Genomic DNA, 23803 nt, shown 5'->3' with positions numbered 1-23803 from the left:
TCACTTTTAAAAAGCGAACAATGGCAGAACCATCAATTTTATTTAAACACTTGCTCAAAAAGCACATGGACGGCATTGCCAGTAATAATGAGGAAGCAACATTGCGATTGATGTGGCATTTGTTTGATGATGAAGAAATAGTCGATTTTATTGAAGAGCTACAACAAGAAATGCCGGTAAACCTGCGGGAGTCAAAAACGGATAGTGCCGCCCTGACTGCAGCCATATTGCGAAAAGCAAAAGAAAAACAAGCAAAAAAACTAAAGGGCAGGAGGGTTCGTATCCTATCCTGGGCGGCCGCCAGCATATTTATTGTTGTTATAATGTTAGTTGTCTTTAACCAAAGGCAGGAAAGTTCTAACAACATATTATGTGATAATTCTGGCAATGGAAATATTCCCACTAAAGATTTTTACTGCCTGCTACAGGTGAACAGTACACAGCGTCTTGTTATAGATAGCAATTATAAAGGCATGTTGTGCCGTTATGGGAAAATGGCAGTGCTTGTTCATCCGGGAGTTGTTCAATACAAGGCAATGCCTTATTCTGCAACGGCAGATAGCTTAAGGGAAGGCGCTCAGCAAATAAGCACAAACAACATGCAGCAATATGTAGTGGAACTTCCGGATAGAACCCGTATCCGGCTGAATGCAATGACTACTATAAAAATTTATCCAGACCGGCTCAACTCCAAGGGGCAGTTTATAGAATTAGAAAAGGGAGAGATCTATATTGAAGGAGATCAGCGTTCAGATGTTCCTCTGGTTCTAAAAACCCCATCTATTACATTCATCGCAACCGGTAGTCACTTTAATACACAAATAGATAAAAGAGGAACATTACTGGCAGTGGAAACAGGAGAAGTGGCGGTGGAAAATAGCCACGGGGAACGGATCGTCAGAGAGTGTCCGGATCTGTCTCACTATAGTAAATCAAAGTCACTGGAAGGGAAGGATACTGTAAATACTTACAATATTTCCGATATTGATCTCGTAACGAATTGGAGAAGAACAGAGCGCATGTATAAAGATGTGCAGCTGGATTATTTTGTAGCAGACATGGCCCGTTGGTATGGGTTTAAATTCACGAGCCTGGATTGTTTGCCCAAAAAGAAGATCAGTACGGTGATCTGTTACAGGGCAAATATTAAAGACTTTATTGCTGTATTACGTAATAGTGGCGTCCGTGTTCGGGAAACAAGGGAAGGGTATGCGTTTTGTGATCCAGTGGCAAAGGCTTCTCAGCAAATGGCCATTGTAGAGAATAGAATAAAAATTCGCGGGGAAAATTAAATGGTTTCATTTTATCTTTTGAACAGATCGGGTATCCAGACCGGCAAATCGGCGACCTGTTGTTTTGAACGATCAGAAACAGGGATCCTTAATGTATCAAAATATACATTCAGGTTTCTTCCAATGGCTTTTGAAAGCAAAACAAAATACTGGTTCCGGCGCTCATCATCCGTTTTTTTGTAGAGTGGTGCCAGGCTTCGGCCGCCATATTGTTCATTGTAAAGTTTCCGTAACGACCGGTTTAACTTCTTGATCGCCTTCCAGCCAAAAGTGTCAATAATCGGATAATAGAGTGTAAAGAGTTGTAAAAACGGATCCCTTTTCCAGGTTTCATAATCGGGTGCCGCAATGTATGCTTTGATCGCTTTCAGGATGCTATCCCGCGGGGACCCGTCCCTGGCGTGATAAAGATCCTTACCTAAAATTGTTTGATATACGTACAATGTATACAAATTCACGGTCACCTCGCCCAAATCATCAAAATCAAGACCATCGAACTGGTGCCGATGTCCCAGTTCGTGAAAATGTCCCCAGCTTCCAGAGTCTCGCAAATGCTGCACATTCAGAAGTCTGGTTAAACTACGGTCGTTGGGCGCTACAATCTTTGACGGTACGGTATACATTGCGCCCCATTTAACATTATTATCAATAATGATCCGCTCCGGGTGCGGGCGATCTTTCAGAATAAAGGCCAGGTCTGCATTGGCGTTCATTACTTCATCCCAAAACTGCATTAACTTTTGCGGATGCTCAAGTTTGCGAATGCTATCCGAGGGAACGGTTAAAATAATTTTATCTGTTGCCAGTTCGGCCCAGGGAGCCGGGTTTTGCCGCACTTTTTGCAGCCATTGTTTGTCCGTGGTTTTCCCCAACTGAAAAAAAGGTGCTTCCACAGCGCCGGTAACCGCAACATTAAGAACGCTTCCTTTATCTGAAACTGGGATCCCGAAATAAAGAAGCCCCCCATATAGAGAGTGGATCATTAATTCTTTCTTATCCAGATTAAACATCCTTACCAGGTTAAACGGATTCCTGTAATATTCATTTGCATCCGATACATTATCATCATGTATTCCAATTTGTGCCATTAGCCGCCGAGAGGTGTCTTTTATATCGGATAGGGTAACCGTTACCATATCACCCGGGGCTACATACAGCCCGGTACTGTACAACCTTCTGAATGAGCTATCCGGTTCCGGCAATCCGCTCCATTTATTAGAAAATCTGATCTGCAGTTTCCTGGTTATCCGCGAAGCATTATCCGGCACCGTGCCCGGAAATTCTCCATTGGTCGTTGCTTTGTAGGTTGAGTCCTTTTCATAGGCCAGATAATCTCTGTTTACCCGGTTCAGATATTTAAAAAGGTCCGGCCAATAGGCGGTTATCAATGGCTTTTTCAGTGATGCGGTATCGGAATACTTGTTAGCGGGATCTTCTATCAGTTCACAAAGATCCCGATATGTTTTGGCGTTCTTGGGAGCCATAAAAAAGATCAATTTTAAAATCGTCAACGGCACAACCTCTGCACCTTTGTGATAAAACAGATCATAGTACCTGTAGTTTGCCAGATTCGAAAGAATACTATCCACGATCAGGTACTTGGGGACCGCTGAAATGCGCAGCGTATCATCCGTTGATCCTGAATGGATCGGATTTGCCAAATGGTACAACCCAGCATTAAGCAAGAGGCTATCCATTTTTGTTGCAAATATGTGATCATCTGACTTTTTATTATACTCGAAAAGGGAGGATACATACACTAAGGTGCCTCCATCCCGTACAAATGCATCCAGCTTTTGCACATATGACTGATCGACCGGCTCATTGGTAACAAAAATGACTTTATTATCAGACAGTCGCTGCGGATCCAGACTACCTGCAGAAACATTCATTGTATTGGCCATGGTAACTACCCGCTCAAATCCAGGCATCTCAAATCCGGCATTGGCACCGGATGCCCCGGACCAATCAAAAACATTTTTCCAGAACTGGATAATATTTGGATTTTGAATCAACGGCGGTTCCAGATAGGCATTGCTCCCTACGACTAAAACCTTGCCATTTCCATAACGTCCAGTTATAATTCCGGGTACATATATTTCTTTTGAAGGATCTTCGTTGTGGTAAGCAATAACCTGTGCCTCATAGCTCAATGGGTAAGTTGCCAGCACTTGGTTGGTATCCGGTGGCAATGGAAGTTCTTTTACATCTTTTAACAGCCAATTCCGGTCCGATTTTGTCTGGCAAAAAGAAGATACTATTGTGCAAATAAAATAGATTACAAAAGTGCATATCCTATAAAGTAAGATAATCGTCTTTCCCATTCATCAATTTACTAAACGAAAATCTAATACATAGATAATTCCTTGAAAAATTCCCTCAGAATTATTCCCATGAATACTATTTCTATTTAATCGATTTAAAAGCGCCAAAAAGGGGATGACAAATCGCGGGGAAAATTAGGTATCTTTATAGTGTAAACAGCTCTTTGCTTCACTGCTAAATATGCCACTGGCAAATTACTGGCAAATTTAAAGGGCCGCGAAGCGCGACCCTTGTAAATAGTTGATTTTCAGCTCCCCCTGCTGGACTTGAACCAGCGACCCTCTGATTAACAGTCAGATGCTCTAACCAACTGAGCTAAGGAGGAATATGCTCCTAACAGCATACGCTATTAAGGGTTGCAAAAATAAGGATATTTTTATTTGAAAGGGAATTAATTCAAAAAAAATTTACCGGTGCTGCGTATATTTTTGCGGGGGTAATACCGCTGCCAGCCTTTCCGTAACTGCTGCCGGTACCGGCTCCAGGGCCTCCAGCAGGTCCTGCAACTGTCCGGCTGTGCGTACACCGGCTACTACCGTGGTCACTGCCGGGTTTTGCAACACATACTGCAGTGCCAGCTGCCCCGGCGGATAACGGCCTGCCGGCTCGCGCAACGCCTGCTGCAACTGCTGCACCGATGCCGCCGGCTGATCCAGGTATTCCCGGGCAGGCTTGTCGATCAAAAGGCCCTGTGCCAGTGCACCTCTTACTAAAACTCCTTTATTTTTTTCCTTTAGTAATCCCAGTACCGCCTCCTCCGGGCGCCGGTCAAGCAGGCTGTACTGCAACATTACCGATTCAATGGAAGAACGTTTCACATACTCGCTGATTACATTGGGACGGATGCTGCTGATGCCATAATACCGGATCTTTCCCTGTTGCTTCAGTAATTCAAACGCTTCAATGGTTTCATCGATATTGTCCTCAATCGTGCCCCCATGCAGTTGGTACAGATCAATATAATCGGTCTGCAACCGTTTCAGGCTCTTTTCCGCACAGTCTAAGATATAGTCCCGGCGCGGGTTCCAGTCCCAGCCGGAGCCATCCGCCCTCCATTGATTGCCTGCTTTTGTAGCCAGGAAAATTTTACTCCGCATGGGTTTCAACGCTTCGCCAACCAGTCGCTCATTGTCACCTTTTTCATAAAGGTCCGCCGTATCAAAAAAATTGATTCCGCGCGCAACGGCTTCCCGGAGCAACTGCATGCCGTCTTTCCTGTTGCTGTTTGTTAACGACATACAGCCAAAGCTGATGGCGGAAACAGAAAACCCGGTGCCGCCTAAAAAACGATATTCCATAACAGCAAATTTCCAAAACAAACCGGTTCAAACCATCTTTATTGAAGAAATAGCAAAGTTTCTTTAAAAAACAGCACAAATGTTTGTTTGTACCGGTTTTTTCTATAATTTCCGGAGTAAAGTAAACCAAGAGAAATGTATTAAATAATACATGCAACACCTATTCAGAAAAGCAAAAAACTAAATATGGGTTCTATGTCCATTGAGGAAAAAATAAACCAGCGGCAGTTTAAGAGCAGCTATCACAGACTGGCCTTAAATCTTATATATACCACCAGCAGTCTCCAGGCTTTTTTAAAAGAAGGCTTTAAAAAAGAGGACGTGACCGTACAGCAATACAACATCCTGCGGATCCTGAGGGGCAGTTATCCCAAACCCTTATCCACCTTGCAGATACGGGCAAGGATGATGGATAAAATGAGCGATACCAGCCGCATTGTGGATCGCCTGGTACTGAAAAAAATGGTCACAAAAAGCATCAACCATATAGATCACCGGCTGGTGGATGTGGTGATCACACAGGAGGGACTGGAAAAGCTGGCCCTGCTGGACCAGACCGATGATAATATTGCAGCATTTTTTGGTACGGTAAGCACGGAAGAAGCGGAGAAGATCAGCAAAATGCTTGATAAGTTGCATCGCTGACAAGGTTTTTTATTAAAGACGGTTGGGCTACATTTGTAGACTATGACATCGATCCGTTTTATCCTTACCGGGCTTGTTTTTACATTCCTTTGCAATTGCTGCTTTGCACAGCAGCCCGAATATGAATTCCGTGGTGTTTGGATTGCCACGGTACTGGGCATCGACTGGCCGCCGCAGAAGGCCACGGTGGCTGAGCAAAAGGCGGAATTCATCCGCCAGCTCGACCTGCACAAATGCAATGGAATGAATGCGATCATCGCACAGGTACGGCCCAGCGGCGACGCGTTTTACCCATCGCCTTATGAACCCTGGAGCCAGTGGCTGACCGGTGTGCAGGGGAGGGCCCCTGTTCCGTTTTATGATCCTCTCGCCTTTATGATACAGGAAACACACAAACGGGGTATGGAGTTTCATGCATGGCTGAATCCTTACCGGGCAGAATTCAGAATAGGCGCTTCTTCTATCGCTTCAGATAATATGATCCGCAAAAGACCGGATTGGTTTGTTACCTATGGCACCACCCGCTATTTTAACCCTTCCAATAAACAGGTACAGCAATTTGTGATCGATGTGGTAAAGGATATTGTACGCCGTTATGATATTGACGGCATCCATATGGACGATTATTTTTATCCTTATCCCATCGGTAGCAAACCGTTCCCGGACGATTATGCGTATAAAAAATCCGGAACCACCCTCAGCAAAGCAGACTGGAGAAGAAGCAATGTAGATTCTATGATCAGGAACCTGGACATCGCAATAAAAGGTATAAAACCCTGGTGCAAGTTCGGGATCAGCCCCTTTGCCGTGTGGAGAAATGCCTCACAGGATCCGGCAGGCAGCCCTACAAAAGCGGGCATGACCAACTACGATGATCTTTATGCCGACATCCTGCTGTGGCTGAAAATGGGGTGGATCGACTATGTAACCCCGCAACTGTACCGGGAGATCGGCGATCACCTGATCCCTTATGAAACCATGGTGGACTGGTGGGCAAAGCACAGCTACGGCCGCCACGTGTATATCGGGCACGGTATTTACCGTTACTATGAAACCAATGCCAACTGGAAAAAACCTTCCCAGATTCCCCAACAGATTAGAATATTGCGAAATAATCCCAGGATCCAGGGTAGTGTGTATTTTAACAGCAAAAGCTTTGATAAGAACCCGGCCGGATGGAACGATTCCCTGAGGAATAATTATTACCGCATCCCGGCAAAGATCCCTCCAATGAACTGGCTGCCAAAAAAGCCAGATAATTAATAAAAAAGGGCAATATTTAATAAATATTGCCCTTTTTTATGCTGACCCTTATTTTTTAAAACTCGGCGCTTTTGGGCGTCCGCGGAAAGGCGATCACATCCCTGATATTGCTCATTCCGGTTACAAACTGGATCATCCGCTCAAAGCCAAGCCCAAAACCCGCATGCGGAACCGTACCAAAGCGGCGGGTATCCAGGTACCAGGACAATTCTTCCTGGGGAATATTCATCTGTTCCATTTTTTTCACCAACACATCCAGCCGCTCTTCCCGCTGGGAGCCGCCCACAATCTCTCCGATCCCGGGTGCCAGGATATCCATGGCCGCCACGGTCTTTCCATCATCATTAATGCGCATATAAAACGCCTTGATGGACGCCGGATAGTTCATCAGTATCACCGGCTTTTTAAAATGCTTCTCCACCAGGTAACGCTCATGTTCGCTCTGAAGATCCATGCCCCAGCCGGTTACGGGGTACTGGAATTTCTTTTTCTTGTTGTGATTACTTTCCTTCAGGATCTCGATCGCCTCGGTATAAGACAGACGCTGAAAGTCGTTATTCAGTACAAATTCCAGCTTTTCAATCAATCCCATGTCGCTGCGTTTATCCTGGGGCAGCTGTTTTTCTTCATCTGTCAGGCGCTGGGCAAGAAAATCAAGATCTTCCCGGTTGTTTTCCAGGGCATAACGGATAATATACTTAATAAATTCTTCAGCAAGGTTGGCATTATCCTCCAGGTCATAGAACGCCATCTCCGGTTCAATCATCCAGAACTCGGCCAGATGCCGGGCCGTATTGCTGTTTTCCGCACGGAATGTAGGGCCAAACGTATAGATCTCACCAAAGGCTGTTGCCCCTAATTCTCCTTCTAATTGACCACTTACTGTTAAATTTGTCGATTTTCCAAAAAAATCTTCCTTAAAATTGATCGACCCATCTTCATTTTTGGGTGTATTTTCAAAGGGTAATGTCGTTACACGGAACATTTCCCCGGCGCCCTCGGCATCGCTGGCGGTAATAATTGGTGTGTGCAGGTAAACAAATCCCTTGTCGTTAAAAAACTTGTGCACAGCGAAGGCCAGTGCATGCCTTACACGAAAAACAGCCCCGAAGGTATTGGTACGGAACCGCAGGTGCGCTTTTTCCCGCAGGAATTCCAGGGAATGTTTCTTAGGCTGCAGCGGATAAGCCTCCGCATCCGAATCACCCAGGATTTCGATCGACTCCGCTTTCACTTCCAGTTTCTGGCCTTTTCCCACAGAAGGCACCACCGTGCCGGTCACCTTCAGGGATGCCGATGTGGTGATCCGTTTTAACAAGGATTCATCAAATGCTCCCAGGGTGGCCACTACCTGCAGATTGGTATTGGTGGTTCCGTCATTCAGGGCAATGAACTGATTATTCCTGAAGGTACGTACCCATCCCATTACTGTTACTTGCTGTTCTGCCGGCTCCTGTTGCAGGAGTTCTTTAATTTTAATCCTTTTGTTAAACATATTGCTATTTCTTAAGCTGCAAAGATAATCACAAGAGCTGTATGCTTTTTCATCATTCCTTCCATCAGTTATATCCCCGGTACGGGGGATCTGTTTCTCCGGCCTTTCTGGTTATCTTTACATTCAATATGCGACTGCTTTTTTATATCACCGCTGGCCTTTTTATCACCGGCTGTAAGGATCCGGATCCTTTGCCGGCAGCACCTGTTGAACAAAAAGAGGTGGTTGCCGGGAAGAAGGGGCTGATTACCATTACTGCTGTCGGAGACATGATGCTTGGGTCCGACTTTCCGAACACACTGCGGATGCCTAAAAGGAACATCCTGCTGCCCCTGGCAGACTCATTGAAGTCGGGCGATTTCCTGATCGGCAACCTGGAGGGGGTGATCACCAGCACTCCTGTACCGGAAAAAAAATGCATCAATCCCAAAAACTGCTATGCCTTCAGGATGCCGCCGGGTGCTGAAAAGCATTTCAGGGATGCAGGCTTTGATTTCCTGAGTCTTGCCAATAACCACTCCGGAGACTTTGGTGCCAAAGGGCTGGACGAAACCATGGCGCTGCTGAAAAAAAGCGGTATCGGCTTTGCCGGGGTCAAACACCACCAGGCCCACCGGATCATCACCAAAAACGGCATCCGTTACGGTATCGTTACCGCCGGATTTGGCTGGCGGCACCTCCACATCAGCCACCCTTTGCCGGTTGCCCGGCTGATCGAACGCATAAAGGACAGTGCGGACCTGGTGATCGTTTATTTTCACGGCGGTGCAGAGGGGGGAACGATGGAGCACGTGCAGAAACAAAAAGAGCTTTACCACGGTGAGGACAGGGGCAATGTATATGCATTTGCCCGCGCCTGTATCGATGCCGGCGCCGACCTGGTACTGGGCAGCGGCCCCCACGTTACCCGGGGGATTGAACTCTACAAAAAAAAGCTGATCGCTTATAGTCTGGGTAATTATGCCACTTACGGCTCCATTAGTCTTAACGGACCGCTGGGCCGGGCGCCCATCCTGAAAATAACAGTGGATAAGAACGGGGACTTCACCGGGGGGAGGATCATTTCCACGATCCAGCTACCCGGAAACGACCGTACACCCCGCCTGGATACCGCGGCAACCGCCCGCCATCGCATAAAGTACTTGAGCAGCAGCGACTTCCCCGAAAGTCCGTTAAGAATTACCCAAAACGGAGAGATAATTATTAAAAATTTTTGATTTTAGTTAAAAGGTGCTAATTTTGTCACGGAAATGACCCTATAACATATGATCATCTCTGCTGAATGATAATATCAATTATCATTTGTCAATCCAAAAAACTTAAAATCTTTACCAAATTAATTATCTCATTAAGATTTAATCTTTTGATTAATCCCGCACATTTATGTATGACATTTTACAATTGAACGATATGCTCGTTCCTGAACTGTTAGACATTGCCGAACAGTTAAAGATCCCTAATGCCAAAAAATTAAACAAACAGGATCTGATCTACAAAATCCTGGACAGTCAGGCTGTAACAGGATCAAAAGCTTCCTCCGGAGAACGCCCCAAAAGAAAACGTATTGTAAAAGCCACTACGTCCATCGGAACAGAAGAGGCTTTTGTGGAAGAAGAAGGAAAAGATGAAGAACCTGCTGAAAAAGCCACCAAAGCACCGGCAAAGAAAGCCGCAGCAAAAAAAGCAGCTCCTAAAAAGAAAAAAGCACCGGCAAAGAAAGAACAGGAAGAACCGGTTGTGAAAGAAGCACCGGCTGCTGAGGAAACTGAAGCTCCGACAGATGGTGCCGGAACCGTCTTCAAAACAGATGCCGCCACGGAAGCCTTTATTCTGCAGGCATTGAAGGCTACCGAAAAGTACGACAATCCGGTAGTTCCTGTAGCAGAAGAAACAGAGTTCCCTGTAGAAAACAAAGTATACGCATCAAAAAAAGATCAGAGCACTTCCTTTAACAGTCCCTCCTTTAACGTGGAGTTCGACGGTGTTATCCTGAGTGAAGGGGTGCTGGAAATGATGCCGGACGGCTATGGATTCCTTCGCTCTTCAGATTACAACTACCTTTCAAGCCCGGACGATGTTTATGTATCTCCGTCACAGATAAAATTATTTGGCTTAAAAACAGGGGATACCATTCATGGTGCCGTACGTCCTCCAAAGGAAGGAGAAAAATATTTTGCCCTCCTGAAAGTGGATACCATCAATGGTAAAAAACCGGATGAGGTAAGAGACCGTGTTCCGTTCGATTACCTCACCCCCTTATTCCCCTACGAAAAACTAAACCTGTTCACCCGCCCTTCTGATCTGTCTACAAGGATCATCGACCTGTTTACTCCCATTGGTAAAGGACAGCGCGGACTGATCGTGGCACAGCCCAAAACGGGTAAGACCATGTTGTTAAAGGCAGTGGCCAATGCCATTGCCGAAAACCATCCGGAATGTTACCTGATGGTAGTACTGGTGGATGAACGCCCGGAAGAGGTTACTGATATGGAGCGCAGCGTAAAGGCAGAAGTAATCGCTTCTACTTTTGATGAGCCTGCGGAGAAACACGTTAAGGTTTCTACCGTTGCATTGCAAAAGGCAAAACGGCTGGTAGAATGCGGTCATGACGTAGTGATCCTGCTGGATTCCATCACACGTCTGGCACGTGCACACAATACCGTATCACCGGCGTCCGGTAAGGTATTGAGTGGTGGTGTGGAAGCCAATGCCATGCAAAAACCCAAACAATTCTTTGGTGCTGCACGTAAGATCGAGAACGGCGGTTCTTTAACCATCCTGGCAACAGCGCTGATCGATACCGGAAGCAAAATGGACGAAGTGATTTTTGAAGAATTTAAAGGAACCGGTAACATGGAACTGCAGCTGGACAGAAGACTCTCCAATAAGCGGGTTTATCCGGCTATTGATCTTACTGCATCTTCTACCAGAAGGGATGACCTGCTGCTGGACCGGGACGTACTGCAACGCATGAACCTGCTGCGCGTATACCTGGCAGATATGAAAACAGAAGAAGCAATGACGGAATTACTCCGCCGCATGAAGGGTACAAAAAGCAATGAAGAATTCCTCGCAAGCATGAATTCATAAAATACATACCCCCCAAATAAAAAAAACCCGTTTGAAACGGGTTTTTTTTATTCCTGTAACAAACCATACATTTGCTCCGGAACATTATTAATTGTCATTTTGAAAATTATACCACCGAAAAAACACACTTTTTTTATGGCAGCAAAATACAGTAATCAGTCGCGTTATACCGTAGCCGTGGATTGCATCGTGTTTGGATACGATGGAAACCATCTGAAGATATTGCTGGTGAAACGTGCCTTTGCCCCGCTAAAGGGAAAGTGGAGTCTGATGGGAGGCTTTATTTCAAAAAATGAAAGTGCCGATGAGGCTGCAAGCCGTATCCTCGTGTCATTGACCGGTCTTACAGATGTTTACCAGGAGCAGTTCTATACGTTTACCGACCCGGACAGGGATACACAGGAGCGTACCGTTTCGATTGCTTATTTTTCACTGATCGATATAAAAAAATACAGGGAATCGCTGAGCGATGCCTACCAGGCTGAATGGTTTTCGATAAAGGATTTCCCGGATCTTATTTTTGACCATAAGGAGATGGTGAAGATGGCAAAAAAAAGATTGCAATATAAAGCGACTTCCCATGCCATCCTGTTTGAGCTGCTGCCCGACAAATTTACCCTGCCGCTTTTACAAAGCCTTTTTGAAGATGTGTATGAGACCAGCTTTGATAAAGGAAACTTCAGCCGTAAAATGCTCTCCACTGGACTGCTTCTGAAACAGCGCGACAAGGATAAAACCGGGTCTAAAAAAGGCGCTTATTTTTACAAGCTGGACCGTAAGAACTATCAGCAACATTTGCATAAGATCCTGAAGCTGGTTCCGAATCCCAATAATGTATTATAGTTTTCAGCCGCTATACCGGCAGTTGTACAAAAAATGTAGTTCCCTTTTCTTCTTCGGTCTCAAACCAGATCCTTCCGTTCTGAGCCAGGGTATATTCTTTACAAAGATATAAGCCCAATCCAACACCCTTTTCATTAAGCGTGCCATAAGTAGAACCGGTATTCAGCGAAAAGAGCTGTTGTCGCAGTTCCTTTTTTATTCCCCGCCCGGTATCTTTTATCATAATCAGTGCGTGCGCTTCATCGCCTGTTATGGTAATAATGATATGACCACCGGGATGGGTAAACTTTATGGCATTGCCCATAAGATTACGAACAATGATCTGCAGCATAGACGCGTTGATCAGTGCGGTAACCGAGGGATCAATGTTCCTGGTAAATCTTATTTTTTTTCGTTGCGCTTCGGGCTCAAATAAAACCAATGTGGGCTGAATGACCGAAGCAATAGTCTGACGGTGCAGTTCCGGCGCCGTTTTACGCAGTTGATCCTTCGACCAGGAAAGCATATTATTAAGCAGTTCCTGTGTATGATGCACCGCGGTGGAAAGCAGCCGTTCTGTTTCCAGGCGCTCTTCTTTCGAAAGTGTGTCTGATTGAACCATTTCCAGGTAAGCCGAAATCGAATGCAGCGGCGAACGGAGATCATGTGATAAAACAGAAAAGAGCTTGGTTTTTTGCTGGTCCATTTCCTTCAGCACCTTCGTGCTGGCGGCGGTTTTTCTCCGCTCCCGGTAGTACGCTTCTTTCAGATAATACAATCCCGCAAACAGCACCACCAGGTTGATGGTCACCGTTGATCCATGATCGATAATGATGGCCTTAAGATCTGTATAGGTCTGTTTTACCGAAGCAGGATGATACAGTTCATACAGCATATTTCCCCAGGTGGCACCAGTTACCAGCAGGAACCAGAGAAGATACTGTTTTTTTGGAGCAATAATCATCAGCAGGAAAAATAACAAGGTATAGGAAAGCAGGCTGGCGCCTCTGATCCCATCACTGTAAAAATAATTCCATACAAACAACCCGATGAAAAGAACCGAGATAAGGGTGATGCTGTAGCGGTATTGTTGCCGGAACCGGGAAAGATAGTACAGCAGGAACAGCAATAGGGTTAACCCTGAAAAAACCCAGGCGGTAAAATCCAGTCCTACATAAAAATTGAACGGAATATTGTAGGCACAGATGATAATTCCAAGGAGGCAGATGGTATTAAATATACGGACCTCAAGTGTAGTGCCGCCGGCATCTCCCGCCAGAAAACCATAAAGACCCGACAAATGTTGCCCAAGTTTTTTAAACAGGTTGTTTTGCATACCGGTAAGACGATATGAATTATATTAAAGGTTCATTACAAAAATCCTTCAAATATACTTATAATAAAAATGTACAGAAGGATGCATCCTTCTGTACATTCAATTTCGTTGGCAGCAATGTCTGTTACAATATTACACACCGGGTTTTGTGCCTTCTGCAGTATCTGCTGTGCCCGTATCTGCCGTTTTATTTTCGTCACCTTTATTTCCAAAAAGGTCATTCATCCATTTTTCTGCGCCGGGAAAATGCTCCTTCAGTGTATCCATTCCCTTTGTGGCAAGCTCTGAAAAATAATCCTTGGCCTGCTCTGCAGACTTTGAAGCATCGTCTTTCAGTTTGTTTGCTTTTTCCTTCAGGTTATTCATCATCTTTTCCTTCTCTTCCTCGCTCATACTGGTATATTTTCCTGCAGCCAGCCCGGCCAGGGCTCCCAATATAAAAGTGGCGATGTGTTTGTTGTTTACCATGAAAAAAAGTTTTAAGGTGGATCAATAGAATACTTAAATATACAAATTTTTACGTTGGATTATCTTCCGGAACCGCCGGTTAATTTCATTTCGCTGATCAGATGACCGGCTCCGGCATATTTATCAATAATAAATAACACATAACGGATGTCTACCATGATGTTGCGGCAGATGGATGCATCATAATTCACATCACTCATGGTGCCTTCCCATACCCGGTCGAAATTGATCCCTACCAGGTTGCCATGGGCATCCAGCGCAGGACTGCCGCTGTTTCCTCCTGTGGTATGATTGGATGCAATAAAGCATACCGGCATTTTTCCATTTGTGCCATAACGGCCATAATCCTTTTTGCGGTACAATTGCCGCAGTTTTTCCGGCACATCAAATTCATAATCCCCCGGTACATATTTTTCCATAACGCCATACAGATACGTATAATAATCATATTTTATACCATCTGCGGGATAATACCCGTCAACTTTTCCAAAACCCACCCGCAGGGTGCTGTTGGCATCCGGGTAAAATTTTTTATCGGTCAGTACTTCCATCTGAGCCTGCATATAGCTGCGCTGCAGCCCGTTGATACGTGCCTGCAGTTCATTGAGCTTTGGTGTGATCCCGGTGTCATACAATGCTGCCATACCGGAAACCAGCTGTGCTGCCGGGTCGGTATCAAAAAGAGCGTAAAGAGCGGATGGGTCCGTTTTTATCGCTTCCATTACTTTTGCTGAATCCAGAAAAACACTATTACCATACAGGGCAGCGGCCCATTGCTGGTAATTTTTTCCATATTGTTCAAACTGCTGTTTTGCCACAGGTGCAATAAAGGCCGGATCCTGTTTTTCTATGTAAACGGGCAATAACGCGGCAAAAATATCCCGGTCCACTGTGGGGCTGAGATTTTTATACAGTTCAGTGAGCTTATCCCGGGCTGCAGCATATTCTTTTTCGTAATTAGGTTTACCCGTGGCAGCTTTCAGCGTACGCAACCGGTTTATGATAACAAATAATTCGATCTTACTGATCGTTTCAAGATAATAATCTCTTGTAAGTCCGAAAGGCTTTATGTCCTTATAAGCACTGTTCAGATCCTGAAGAACAGTTCCGTACCGGTTTTTTAAATTATTATCTGCATTCAGCCGTTGGGTAAAGGCCGCTTCATAATCCAGCTTTTTTTGTACGCCTCCGGTCCGGGTAAGGCCCAGTACCTCACCCTGCCATTTCTTCCATGCATTGGCAATACCAGCATATTTTGAAGCGTATTTTATTTTCAATCCTTCATCAGCACGCATATAGCGCTTCATAACAGCCAGTGCCTGGTCCCGTACCATTATCTTTGCCGGATCATTTACGGATACGATCTGCTGCACGGCCTCGCTGGGAAGATATTCAGTAGTACGTCCCGGAAAACCGAAGATCATGGTAAAATCATCCTGTTTCATTCCCTTGAGTGAAATGGTAAGCGCTTTTTTGGGAATATAGGGTACATTATCCGGTGAATAGGCGGCGGGTTTATTATTTCTTCCGGCATAGATCCGGAACACGCTGAAATCGCCTGTATGCCGGGGCCACATCCAGTTATCCGAGTCCTGCCCGAAATTGCCGATACTGGAAGGTGGTGCGCCCACCAGGCGTACATCATTAAAAGTTTCTGTTATAAACAGGTAATATTTATTGCCGTCAAAAAACGGACTTACAAACCCGTTTTCAAAATCGCCCAACACTGTGGTTTTCTTTAATTCATTAATATTCCGGTCGATCCTGCTCTGCCGCTCATTTTCCATCATACCGGGCTCTACACCTTTTAATACCTGCGCGGATACATCATCGATCCTTACTATAAAGGTTACATACAAACCCGCATTGGGCAGTTCCTCCGTCTGGTTACGCGCCCAGAATCCATCTCTTATATAATTTTTGTCAAGCGTGGAATGTTTCTGTATGGATTCAAATCCACAGTGATGATTGGTAAGTACCAGTCCCTTTTCCGAAACCACCTCGCCGGTACAGAACCCCCCGAAACTTACGATCGCATCTTTCAGGCTGCCTTTATTTATGGAATAGATATCTTTTGCAGTCAGCTTCATCCCCAGCTGCTGCATGCGTTTTTCATTGAGATTTTCAAGGAATTGTGGTAACCACATACCCTCATCAGCCTTTGCAAATCCGATTGTTAAGATCCCGATAAGCAGAACCATCCATTTTTTCATACAAATCATTATTTACACCTGTTAAGGCGCGAAAGATAGTTCAATTTTCACTGCTTACATACATTCGTTTTTAAATATTAGATACAAAATAAGTCGCACGGATACCATTATTTGTCCCCAATACCCTGTGAATTACGGCTAAACAATGTGAATAACCGGCCGTGGAACGTGTATGTGAAATGTATTACTGGCTGAAAGTTTTGACATTGCACCCGGTTTTTCTAAATCAGGTGCACAGCAGCGATTTTATACCGCTAATATTAACATAGTGTAAATTTAATATGTCTTTAGTTTTTTTTAAACATTGTGTAATTCACAATTTTGTTGAAAAACGGCTATGATCTATAAGATTCGTAACTTCATGATGTGAATATCTGTTATAAAACAGTGGATAAACCCGATTCACAAAAAAATAATTTTCGTGGATAAGTGAGTTATCCACGAATCCACAGCCATAATAATAATAGGTTATTTTAAATAATTAATTAATATAAATATTATTAAAAGAAAAAAGGGCTGTTTTAAAAAACTTTGATTTTTTATTTGTGTTGATCGTATCATTGCAGGTACAAAATTTTTTCAATGATGGACGTTCAAATTCCTGAAGCGGCAAAAAATGATCTGGATCTGAAAGGGTTCCTGGATGTGGAAGTAGATCCGCAACTGGATCTCTTTGCAGAGATTGAAAAATTGAAAAAAGAGAAAAACGCCGTAATCCTGGCGCACTACTACCAGGAGCCGGACATTCAGGACATAGCGGATTACATCGGTGACAGCCTCGGACTGGCGCAGGAGGCCCAGAAGACGAACGCAGACATGATCGTTTTTGCCGGCGTGCACTTCATGGCGGAGACCGCCAAGATACTGAACCCGGCAAAGAAAGTCGTGATCCCGGATTTCAAAGCCGGATGTTCACTCAGCGACAGCTGCCCGCCCCCTTTGTTCCAGAAATTTAAGGAACAGCACCCGGATCATGTGGTGGTAAGCTATATCAACTGCAGCGCCGGCATCAAGGCGCTCAGCGATGTGATCGTTACCAGCAGCAATGCACGGATCATTGTAGAAAGTTTCCCAAAAGACCAGAAGATCATTTTTGCACCCGACAAGAACCTGGGCGCGTATATCAACAAAGTGACCGGCAGGAACATGTTGTTGTGGAATGGTGCCTGCATGGTACATGAAATATTCAGTCTTGAAAAAATAACACGATTGAAACATCAGCATCCGGAGGCAAAGCTGATCGCACATCCGGAATGCGAAGAACCACTGCTGCGGATGGCGGACTATATCGGCTCTACAACGGGATTGCTGAAGTACACCCGGGAGGACAGTGCCAGGGAATATATTGTTGCTACTGAAACCGGTATCCTCCATCAGATGGAAAAGGCAAGTCCGGATAAGACCTTTATACCTGCCCCGCCGGACAACAGCTGTGCCTGTAATGACTGTCCGCACATGAAACGGAATACGCTTGAAAAAGTATATCTCTGTATGAAGTATGAAATGCCGGATATTATTATGGATGAGTCATTAAGGCTCGCAGCAAAGAAACCCATTGACCGGATGCTTGAAATAAGCGCTGCTGCTGGATTGTAGCCTTTTATACCTTTAAATGAAAAAACTTTCTTCCTTTATTGCTATTGCAGGTTTGTGGATATTGCTGCCGTTAGCCGCTGTTTCACAAAAAAAGGTGGAATGGACCAGCCAGAAAATTTCGCTGACAAAAGGACTTACTTTTCCGCTTAGAATACCGGCAGGCTATCAGATAAGCATAGCAGCAGAAGGATTGGAGCGGCCGCGCTTTTTTGCAAAGAGCCCGGATGGCAGGTTGTTTGTTACAGATATGCACAATCGCAGCGACAATAAAAAGGGAAGGGTAGTGGTTTTGGATAAGTGGAATGCGGATACAAAAACATTTGCAAAGCGCACTACTTTTTTAAAGGATTTACACAATCCCAACCAGGTTGCCTTTTATACAAAGAATGGACAAACTTATATATATGTGGCCGAGACCGGTAAGCTGAGTTATTATAAATACAATGCGGGTGATTCAGTGGCTGTGGGAGAACCTGTAGTAATTGCTACATTCCCGGATTATGGTTTGAGTTATAAGTATGGTGGCTGGCACCTTACAAGAAGTATTGTATTTAAAAATGACAAGATTTATGTAAGTGTTGGCAGCAGTTGTGATGCATGTGTGGAGAAGGAAGATGTCCGGGCTGTTATATTGGAAATGGATCCGGACGGAAGTAATAAAAGAATTTTCGCCAGGGGGATCCGCAATGCAGTCGGTATTAAATGGGTGAATGACAATTTATGGGTAACGCATATGGGCAGGGATAACAGGGGGCCGGATAAACCAGAGGAATTATTTCATACGGTTGTGGAAAACGGGTTTTACGGTTGGCCGTATTATTATCAATACCGGAAAACAATTATTGCCGACACGCAATTTATAAAAGTCAGGCGACCTGATTTTGCACGTAAGCCACCGGTAGCGCCTTATGGATTTAAGGCCCATTCAGCACCATTGGGGTTTGAATACGTTACTGGCTTTGATGATCCGCTTTTAAATAATTCTTTTCTGGTAGCGCTGCATGGGAGCACCAGTGTATGGAGGCAACGGGGCAACGCGATTGTGCAATTGCTTCCGGGGGGAGCTTACAGGGAACTGGTTTCCGGTTTCCTGCAGGGTACAACAGAGAATAAGCGCTATGGAAGACCCTGTGACATTTTGCAGTGGAACAGAAAGTCCTTTTTTATTAGCGATGATAAAAACGGAGTGATTTATTTTCTGGAGAAACGTTGAACTGCTGGCAATTCTTTATTAAACTTTATTGTAACAAAATAATTAACTTTATTTGCAGCTGTTAAACCATTTGTTTTATGAAATTACTGGAGAATAAAGTTGCCATAGTAACCGGTGCGGCGCGCGGAATTGGAGAAGCGATTGTTGAAAAATTTGCAGAGCAGGGCGCTGCTGTCGCTTTTTCTTATGTAAGCGACAGCAGTACGGATAAAGCAAATGCACTGGTAAATAAATGGACCAGCAAAGGTATACGCATCAAGGCCTGGAAAAGTAATGCAGGAGAACTTGCTGCCTGTGAAACCTTTGTTGCAGAAGTGTTGAAAGAATTCGGAACGGTTGACATCTGTGTGAATAATGCGGGGATCTCTAAAGATAATCTGTTATTACGTATGACACCGGAGCAATGGGAATCTGTGCTTCAGGTAAATCTGAACAGTGTTTTTTATATGACCAAACAGATTATAAAACCTATGATGAAAGCCAGGTCCGGTAGCATCATCAATATGAGTTCGGTTATTGGAGTAATGGGAAATGCCGGCCAGGCAAGTTATGCAGCCAGTAAGGCGGGTATTATTGGGTTTACAAAAAGTATGGCGAAAGAACTGGGAAGCCGTAACATCCGGTGTAACGCAATTGCACCGGGTTTTGTAGAAACTGATATGACGAGTTATTTACATGAGGGAGACAGTGCAGCCAAATACCTGACAGATATCCCATTGGGGAAATTTGCAAAGACAGAAGATATTGCTAATGCAGCTTTGTTTCTTGCTTCTGATATGGGATCGTATATTACCGGGCAAACGATCAGTGTTTGCGGCGGGCTCAATATTTAAAACCCGGCATAAGCGGGTTTTACCCATTTATCTTTCGGTTCAAAATAGTGCCATAAAAGCGCGGATAAGTTTCTGGTAAGTATCCATGCTTCATTTTCATGAAGCCAGCTGGTATCCTTGTTATTTTTTGTAAAGATGCTGAAGATATACGGCTGGTTTGGTGCGTTTACCAGGAGGATCTCGTTGCGGCTGCCATCTACGCAGCCGTTTTTACTGAATACTTCAATATAAGGCGGTACCTGCGACAGGGCTTCATCCGTGTCCCAAAGATTGCGACCCAGACAACGCTGCATGCGCTCACAGGCAGCAGCTGTATAAATTTTATTTTTATAGATGGCTTCCAGGATATTGGCGATGTCCCTGGGAGTGGTTTGGCCCCAGCCGTTCTCGATCTGAAAAGCCCGCCTGCCGGGCGTTCTGGAGTTTACTCTTGTGGCTGCGTAGCCCAGGCTGTCCAGCAGGGTGTTGATTCTTGTTCCCGTGCCCGCAAGTTGTTGCAGCCAGAGGCTCGCTGTGTTATCACTGGTGGTAAGCATGAGCATCATCAGTTTCTGTAAACGGATCCTGCCGCCATTTTTAAATTCACCTAGAATGTCTTCACCTGCATAATAAAGAGAATCGCTGTAGGTAAAGGTGGAGTCATAGGTATAAGCCCCGGTTGTTATTTTATCCATAATGCCGATAAGGATCGGAACTTTTACAATGCTTGCAGTGGGAAAGATCGTGTCTGCGTTTATTTCAACGGTTTTTCCTGTTTTCAGATTTTTTACATAGATACCGATGGTACCGTGGAATCCCTGAATTGTATTCCGGATAAGCCCGGTTAATTTTTTATCGGTGGATTGTGCATGGGATACTGCTATATGGAGCAACAGAATAAAAAACACTGATAGGCGAAGCATTGTCGGATTATTTGTTTCTGTGTTGTTTAAAAGTAGTAACTTTTACGGAAAGTTTTATCGTTGGTCGTTTTTGTATATTTTTATCAGGGAACTTACAGGAACTGAATCATTGAATTGACAGAAAATGTTGCTGAGGCATTTACATTTTTTAAAACTGGTATTGCTGCATGGCTTAACAGCTTTTGGCGGACCTCAGGCGCATCTGGCGATGATGATGAAAACTTTTGTAAAGCAGACACCTTATATCACCGAAAAGGAGTTGATGGAGTATAATGCTTTCTGCCAGTTGCTTCCCGGCGCTTCTTCCACGCAAACACTGACGCTGATTGGGTTTAAGAGGGGAGGTATTCCACTTGCTGTATTAACGTTGCTGGTATGGATTCTTCCGGCTTGTACGATTATGGGGGGACTTTCTTTTCTGGTAAATTATCTGAATACGGCAGATAGTCTGAATATTTTTCGTTTTATTGTGCCAATGGCCGCGGGATTTTTGATCTATGCCTGTGTCGCTGCTTTTCCTTACTCTGTAAATAATACCATTACGCTGGCGATAGCCCTGATTGCGGGTTTTGTTACATTTTTGTTTTTTGGAAGACCATTTATTGTTCCTGTGCTGATTGTGGTGGGTGGGATCATTACCAATCTGAGTAAGAAAAGAATTCCCCAGGTTGCGGTGAAGCCCGGTAAGATCCAGTGGTGGAACATCTGGCTTTTTGCTATCCTGTTTGTGCTTGCAGGTATTTTTAGTGAAATGGCCCGGAAGAATGAGTGGACCTACAGGAAACCGGTGAACCTGTTTGAAAATAATTATCGTATGGGGAGTCTTGTATTCGGGGGAGGAAATGTACTGATGCCGATTATGTATGAGCAGTATAGTGTTCGGCCGGATGAGGTTAAGATAAAGAACCCGAATGCAATAAGGATCGATAAAGGAGAGATGCTTACAGGGATCGGAATGGTGCGTGCCATGCCGGGGCCCGTTTTTTCAATCGCATCGTACACCGGCGGACTGGCATTAAAGGATATGGGTGCGGGCATGCAGGTGCTGGGAGCTGTTATCGGGATGGTTGGTATTTTTTTACCCAGCGCTTTGCTGGTGCTTTTTTTCTTCCCGATTTGGAATATGTTGAAAAAATATTCTGCGATCTATCGTTCCCTTGAGGGGATTAATGCCGCCGTGATGGGAATTATGATGGGTTCTACAGTGTATATTATGAAGGACCTGGAGATCTTTAAGGCTTCGGGAATTGATATAACAGATCTTCTTGTGGTGGCGGGTACTTCTGTAGTACTGATCTTTACCAAACTTCCGGCACCGGTGCTGGTGTTACTTTGCCTGCTGCTGGGTTATTTCCGGTAGTAACCGGATTTTTCAATTTCTTCCATTACTGTATCCGGTAGTAGGTACCGGACGGATTTTCTTGCTTTGATCAGCTGGCGGATGGCGGTGGCCGAGAGTTGGAGCAATGGAGCATCAACAATCTTTATATTTTCAGAAATACCGGCATTTATTGTAAAACCTGGGCGGTTATATATTAATATTTTAAAATTATTTAATATATAATCATAATTCTTCCATTTCTGTATATTTTGAAAACTGTCACCACCCAATACAAGAAAGAACTGATGCTGTGGGTATTTTTCTGTGAGATGTGCTAATGTTACGGAAGTATAGGAGGGGCGTGGCAGAGTAAACTCAATATCGGAAACATACATCCGGGTATCCTGGTCAACTGCCAGCCTGGTAAGATGAAGACGCTGCTTCTCGTTAAGAAGTGATGCGGTTTCTTTTAGCGGGTTATGCGGAGAAACAATGAACCAGATCTTTTCTACCAACTCTTCATTAAGAAGATGATTGGCAATGATCAGGTGTGCGTGATGAATGGGATTGAATGAACCAAAAAACAGGCCTATGTTCATAGGAGCTTAGTTTACATCATGTACAACAATGAAACGGGCCTCATCCAGGCGAAGGCTGAGGGTATAACCTGCTACAGATATAGATATGGGATCATTTAAAGGAGCAACTTTTATTATTTCGATCTCTTCCCCGGGAAGACAACCCATTTCCATCAGTTTCAGAAAAATCTCTTCTGTTGTGAACTTTTGTATTCGTGCACGCTGTCCCGGTTTGAGATCGGAGAGCAGCAATTCTTTTTCTTGTTCCATCTTGCAAATCTAACTATTGTAGGTTGTGTTTTATTTACGAATTTTGAAAAATAATGATAATGAAACAGATATCCCAGGTAACATTCTCCTTCCAGAAAGCAGCAACACTTAAAGAGAGGAAACGACTGAAACAGTTCATTAGCCTCATATTTAAAGAAAACAAGCAGGAGCTGGATATGTTGCAGTATATTTTTTGTGGGGATGATGAGATTTTGCGCGTGAACCGGCAATACCTGGAGCATGATTATTATACAGATATTATAACCTTTGATCTACGAGAGAAATTGGCAGAACCTATGATGGCGGATATATTTATCAGTGTGGATACGGTCCGCTCGAACGCCAGACTGCTGAATGAGCCCTTTTTCAGGGAATTGCACCGGGTAATATTCCACGGGGCGCTTCATCTGTGCGGATTTAATGATAAAACAGCTGAAGAACAACAGGTAATGCGACGCAAAGAGGATGAATACCTGATCAGGTATGGATTTTAGCTGTGTTTCACGTGGAACAGTGATTCAAATGATAAGGGCTGGGGGGTATTCAACCGGGCTGATAGCTATGAAAACAGGAAAATGCATTTAAACAACTTTTTGATGGTATTTACAGGTGCAGTATTGGATTCAGCAATGCTGAGGCTTCGTTTATTATAGAATCAATTAGTAATTAATATTCTTGCAGAGTTCCCTGAATAGCCGATCGGCCAACTGAGAGTGAAAGTATAGTAGGCCGAAATACAATTAACAGAAATTGGGTTGATGATGGGAGTGTTTTTTTATTAGTGCTACTCATTTGATGGGACCTGCATTTGATGATAAGATATTCATATCAGTTTCACGTGGA

The 23803-nt window shown here is 44.3% G+C and carries 20 protein-coding genes and 1 tRNA gene; 11 read left to right on the top strand and 10 right to left on the bottom strand.

The window, feature by feature from the left end; translation table 11 throughout:
* Nucleotides 1-20 precede the first annotated feature (20 nt).
* Nucleotides 21-1292 carry a FecR family protein gene (locus K7B07_RS10475; protein ID WP_223709455.1) on the top strand — a complete coding sequence of 424 codons (1272 nt, stop codon included), beginning with the start codon at nucleotides 21-23 and terminating at the stop codon, nucleotides 1290-1292.
* Between the two features lie 11 nt (nucleotides 1293-1303).
* Here the strand turns inward: K7B07_RS10475 and K7B07_RS10470 are convergent, their stop codons facing one another.
* From K7B07_RS10470 to K7B07_RS10460, 3 genes are all read right to left on the bottom strand, one after another.
* Nucleotides 1304-3484, bottom strand: a complete 2181-nt coding sequence (locus K7B07_RS10470; protein ID WP_223709453.1) for a M60 family metallopeptidase — start codon at nucleotides 3482-3484, stop codon at nucleotides 1304-1306.
* A 384-nt stretch (nucleotides 3485-3868) separates the two neighbouring features.
* Nucleotides 3869-3942, bottom strand: a tRNA-Asn gene (locus tag K7B07_RS10465).
* A gap of 82 nt (nucleotides 3943-4024) precedes the next feature.
* Nucleotides 4025-4915 (bottom strand): aldo/keto reductase, encoded by an 891-nt coding sequence (locus K7B07_RS10460; RefSeq protein WP_223709451.1) that lies wholly within the window; start codon nucleotides 4913-4915, stop codon nucleotides 4025-4027.
* Between the two features lie 195 nt (nucleotides 4916-5110).
* Between K7B07_RS10460 and K7B07_RS10455 the strand changes: the two genes are divergently transcribed.
* The gene (locus K7B07_RS10455) at nucleotides 5111-5560 is read left to right on the top strand and encodes a MarR family winged helix-turn-helix transcriptional regulator (RefSeq protein ID WP_223709449.1); all 450 of its coding nucleotides are present in this window, start codon (nucleotides 5111-5113) and stop codon (nucleotides 5558-5560) included.
* Nucleotides 5561-5602: 42 nt separating this feature from the next.
* Nucleotides 5603-6823: a glycoside hydrolase family 10-like protein gene (locus K7B07_RS10450; RefSeq protein ID WP_223709448.1), complete on the top strand. Its 1221-nt coding sequence runs from the start codon at nucleotides 5603-5605 to the stop codon at nucleotides 6821-6823.
* A gap of 55 nt (nucleotides 6824-6878) precedes the next feature.
* Here K7B07_RS10450 and asnS read toward each other — a convergent pair whose 3' ends face one another.
* On the bottom strand, nucleotides 6879-8318 hold the full coding sequence (gene asnS, locus K7B07_RS10445) for an asparagine--tRNA ligase (protein ID WP_223709446.1): 1440 nt from the start codon (nucleotides 8316-8318) through the stop codon (nucleotides 6879-6881).
* 41 nt (nucleotides 8319-8359) lie between these two features.
* Between asnS and K7B07_RS10440 the strand changes: the two genes are divergently transcribed.
* From K7B07_RS10440 to K7B07_RS10430, 3 genes are all read left to right on the top strand, one after another.
* Nucleotides 8360-9535, top strand: a complete 1176-nt coding sequence (locus K7B07_RS10440) for a CapA family protein (RefSeq protein WP_223709444.1) — start codon at nucleotides 8360-8362, stop codon at nucleotides 9533-9535.
* 166 nt (nucleotides 9536-9701) lie between these two features.
* On the top strand, nucleotides 9702-11408 hold the full coding sequence (gene rho / locus K7B07_RS10435; protein ID WP_223709443.1) for a transcription termination factor Rho: 1707 nt from the start codon (nucleotides 9702-9704) through the stop codon (nucleotides 11406-11408).
* A 135-nt stretch (nucleotides 11409-11543) separates the two neighbouring features.
* A complete protein-coding gene (locus tag K7B07_RS10430; protein ID WP_223709441.1) occupies nucleotides 11544-12251 on the top strand; it encodes an NUDIX hydrolase in 708 nt (235 codons plus the stop codon).
* A gap of 10 nt (nucleotides 12252-12261) precedes the next feature.
* Here K7B07_RS10430 and K7B07_RS10425 read toward each other — a convergent pair whose 3' ends face one another.
* The 3 genes from K7B07_RS10425 to K7B07_RS10415 form a co-directional block, all read right to left on the bottom strand.
* Nucleotides 12262-13566, bottom strand: coding sequence for a sensor histidine kinase (locus K7B07_RS10425; RefSeq protein ID WP_223709439.1), 1305 nt, complete (start codon nucleotides 13564-13566; stop codon nucleotides 12262-12264).
* Nucleotides 13567-13698: 132 nt separating this feature from the next.
* Nucleotides 13699-14034 carry a hypothetical protein gene (locus K7B07_RS10420; RefSeq protein ID WP_223709438.1) on the bottom strand — a complete coding sequence of 112 codons (336 nt, stop codon included), beginning with the start codon at nucleotides 14032-14034 and terminating at the stop codon, nucleotides 13699-13701.
* Nucleotides 14035-14093: 59 nt separating this feature from the next.
* Entirely contained in the window at nucleotides 14094-16247 is a 2154-nt protein-coding gene (locus K7B07_RS10415; protein WP_223709436.1) for a S46 family peptidase, read from the bottom strand.
* A gap of 582 nt (nucleotides 16248-16829) precedes the next feature.
* On the opposite strand from K7B07_RS10415, the gene nadA reads away from it, so the two are divergent.
* From nadA to fabG, 3 genes are all read left to right on the top strand, one after another.
* Nucleotides 16830-17843 (top strand): quinolinate synthase NadA, encoded by a 1014-nt coding sequence (gene nadA / locus K7B07_RS10410; RefSeq protein WP_223709434.1) that lies wholly within the window; start codon nucleotides 16830-16832, stop codon nucleotides 17841-17843.
* Nucleotides 17844-17859: 16 nt separating this feature from the next.
* On the top strand, nucleotides 17860-19056 hold the full coding sequence (locus K7B07_RS10405; RefSeq protein ID WP_223709433.1) for a PQQ-dependent sugar dehydrogenase: 1197 nt from the start codon (nucleotides 17860-17862) through the stop codon (nucleotides 19054-19056).
* Between the two features lie 77 nt (nucleotides 19057-19133).
* Nucleotides 19134-19889: a 3-oxoacyl-[acyl-carrier-protein] reductase gene (gene fabG / locus K7B07_RS10400; RefSeq protein ID WP_223709431.1), complete on the top strand. Its 756-nt coding sequence runs from the start codon at nucleotides 19134-19136 to the stop codon at nucleotides 19887-19889.
* Here fabG and K7B07_RS10395 read toward each other — a convergent pair.
* Nucleotides 19886-20791, bottom strand: coding sequence for a serine hydrolase (locus tag K7B07_RS10395; RefSeq protein ID WP_223709429.1), 906 nt, complete (start codon nucleotides 20789-20791; stop codon nucleotides 19886-19888). The two genes, fabG and K7B07_RS10395, sit on opposite strands and share 4 nt — an antisense overlap.
* A 124-nt stretch (nucleotides 20792-20915) precedes the next feature.
* Here K7B07_RS10395 and K7B07_RS10390 point away from each other — a divergent pair, with 124 nt between their 5' ends.
* Nucleotides 20916-22151 (top strand): chromate transporter, encoded by a 1236-nt coding sequence (locus K7B07_RS10390; RefSeq protein WP_223709427.1) that lies wholly within the window; start codon nucleotides 20916-20918, stop codon nucleotides 22149-22151.
* On the opposite strand, the gene nadD is transcribed toward K7B07_RS10390, so the two are convergent.
* Together nadD and K7B07_RS10380 are read right to left on the bottom strand one after the other, a co-directional pair.
* The gene (gene nadD, locus K7B07_RS10385) at nucleotides 22139-22711 is read right to left on the bottom strand and encodes a nicotinate (nicotinamide) nucleotide adenylyltransferase (RefSeq protein WP_223709425.1); all 573 of its coding nucleotides are present in this window, start codon (nucleotides 22709-22711) and stop codon (nucleotides 22139-22141) included. The two genes, K7B07_RS10390 and nadD, sit on opposite strands and share 13 nt — an antisense overlap.
* Before the next feature lie 6 nt (nucleotides 22712-22717).
* On the bottom strand, nucleotides 22718-22960 hold the full coding sequence (locus K7B07_RS10380; RefSeq protein ID WP_223709424.1) for a FeoA family protein: 243 nt from the start codon (nucleotides 22958-22960) through the stop codon (nucleotides 22718-22720).
* Nucleotides 22961-23019: 59 nt separating this feature from the next.
* Between K7B07_RS10380 and ybeY the strand changes: the two genes are divergently transcribed.
* Nucleotides 23020-23454: an rRNA maturation RNase YbeY gene (ybeY, locus tag K7B07_RS10375; protein ID WP_223709422.1), complete on the top strand. Its 435-nt coding sequence runs from the start codon at nucleotides 23020-23022 to the stop codon at nucleotides 23452-23454.
* Nucleotides 23455-23803: the final 349 nt, after the last annotated feature.

Origin of the sequence: Niabella beijingensis, assembly GCF_020034665.1 — a bacterium.
Classification (GTDB): Bacteria; Bacteroidota; Bacteroidia; order Chitinophagales; family Chitinophagaceae; genus Niabella; species Niabella beijingensis.
Note: the sequence above shows the minus strand (reverse complement) of the source record. Positions and strands in the feature narration are given on the sequence as shown.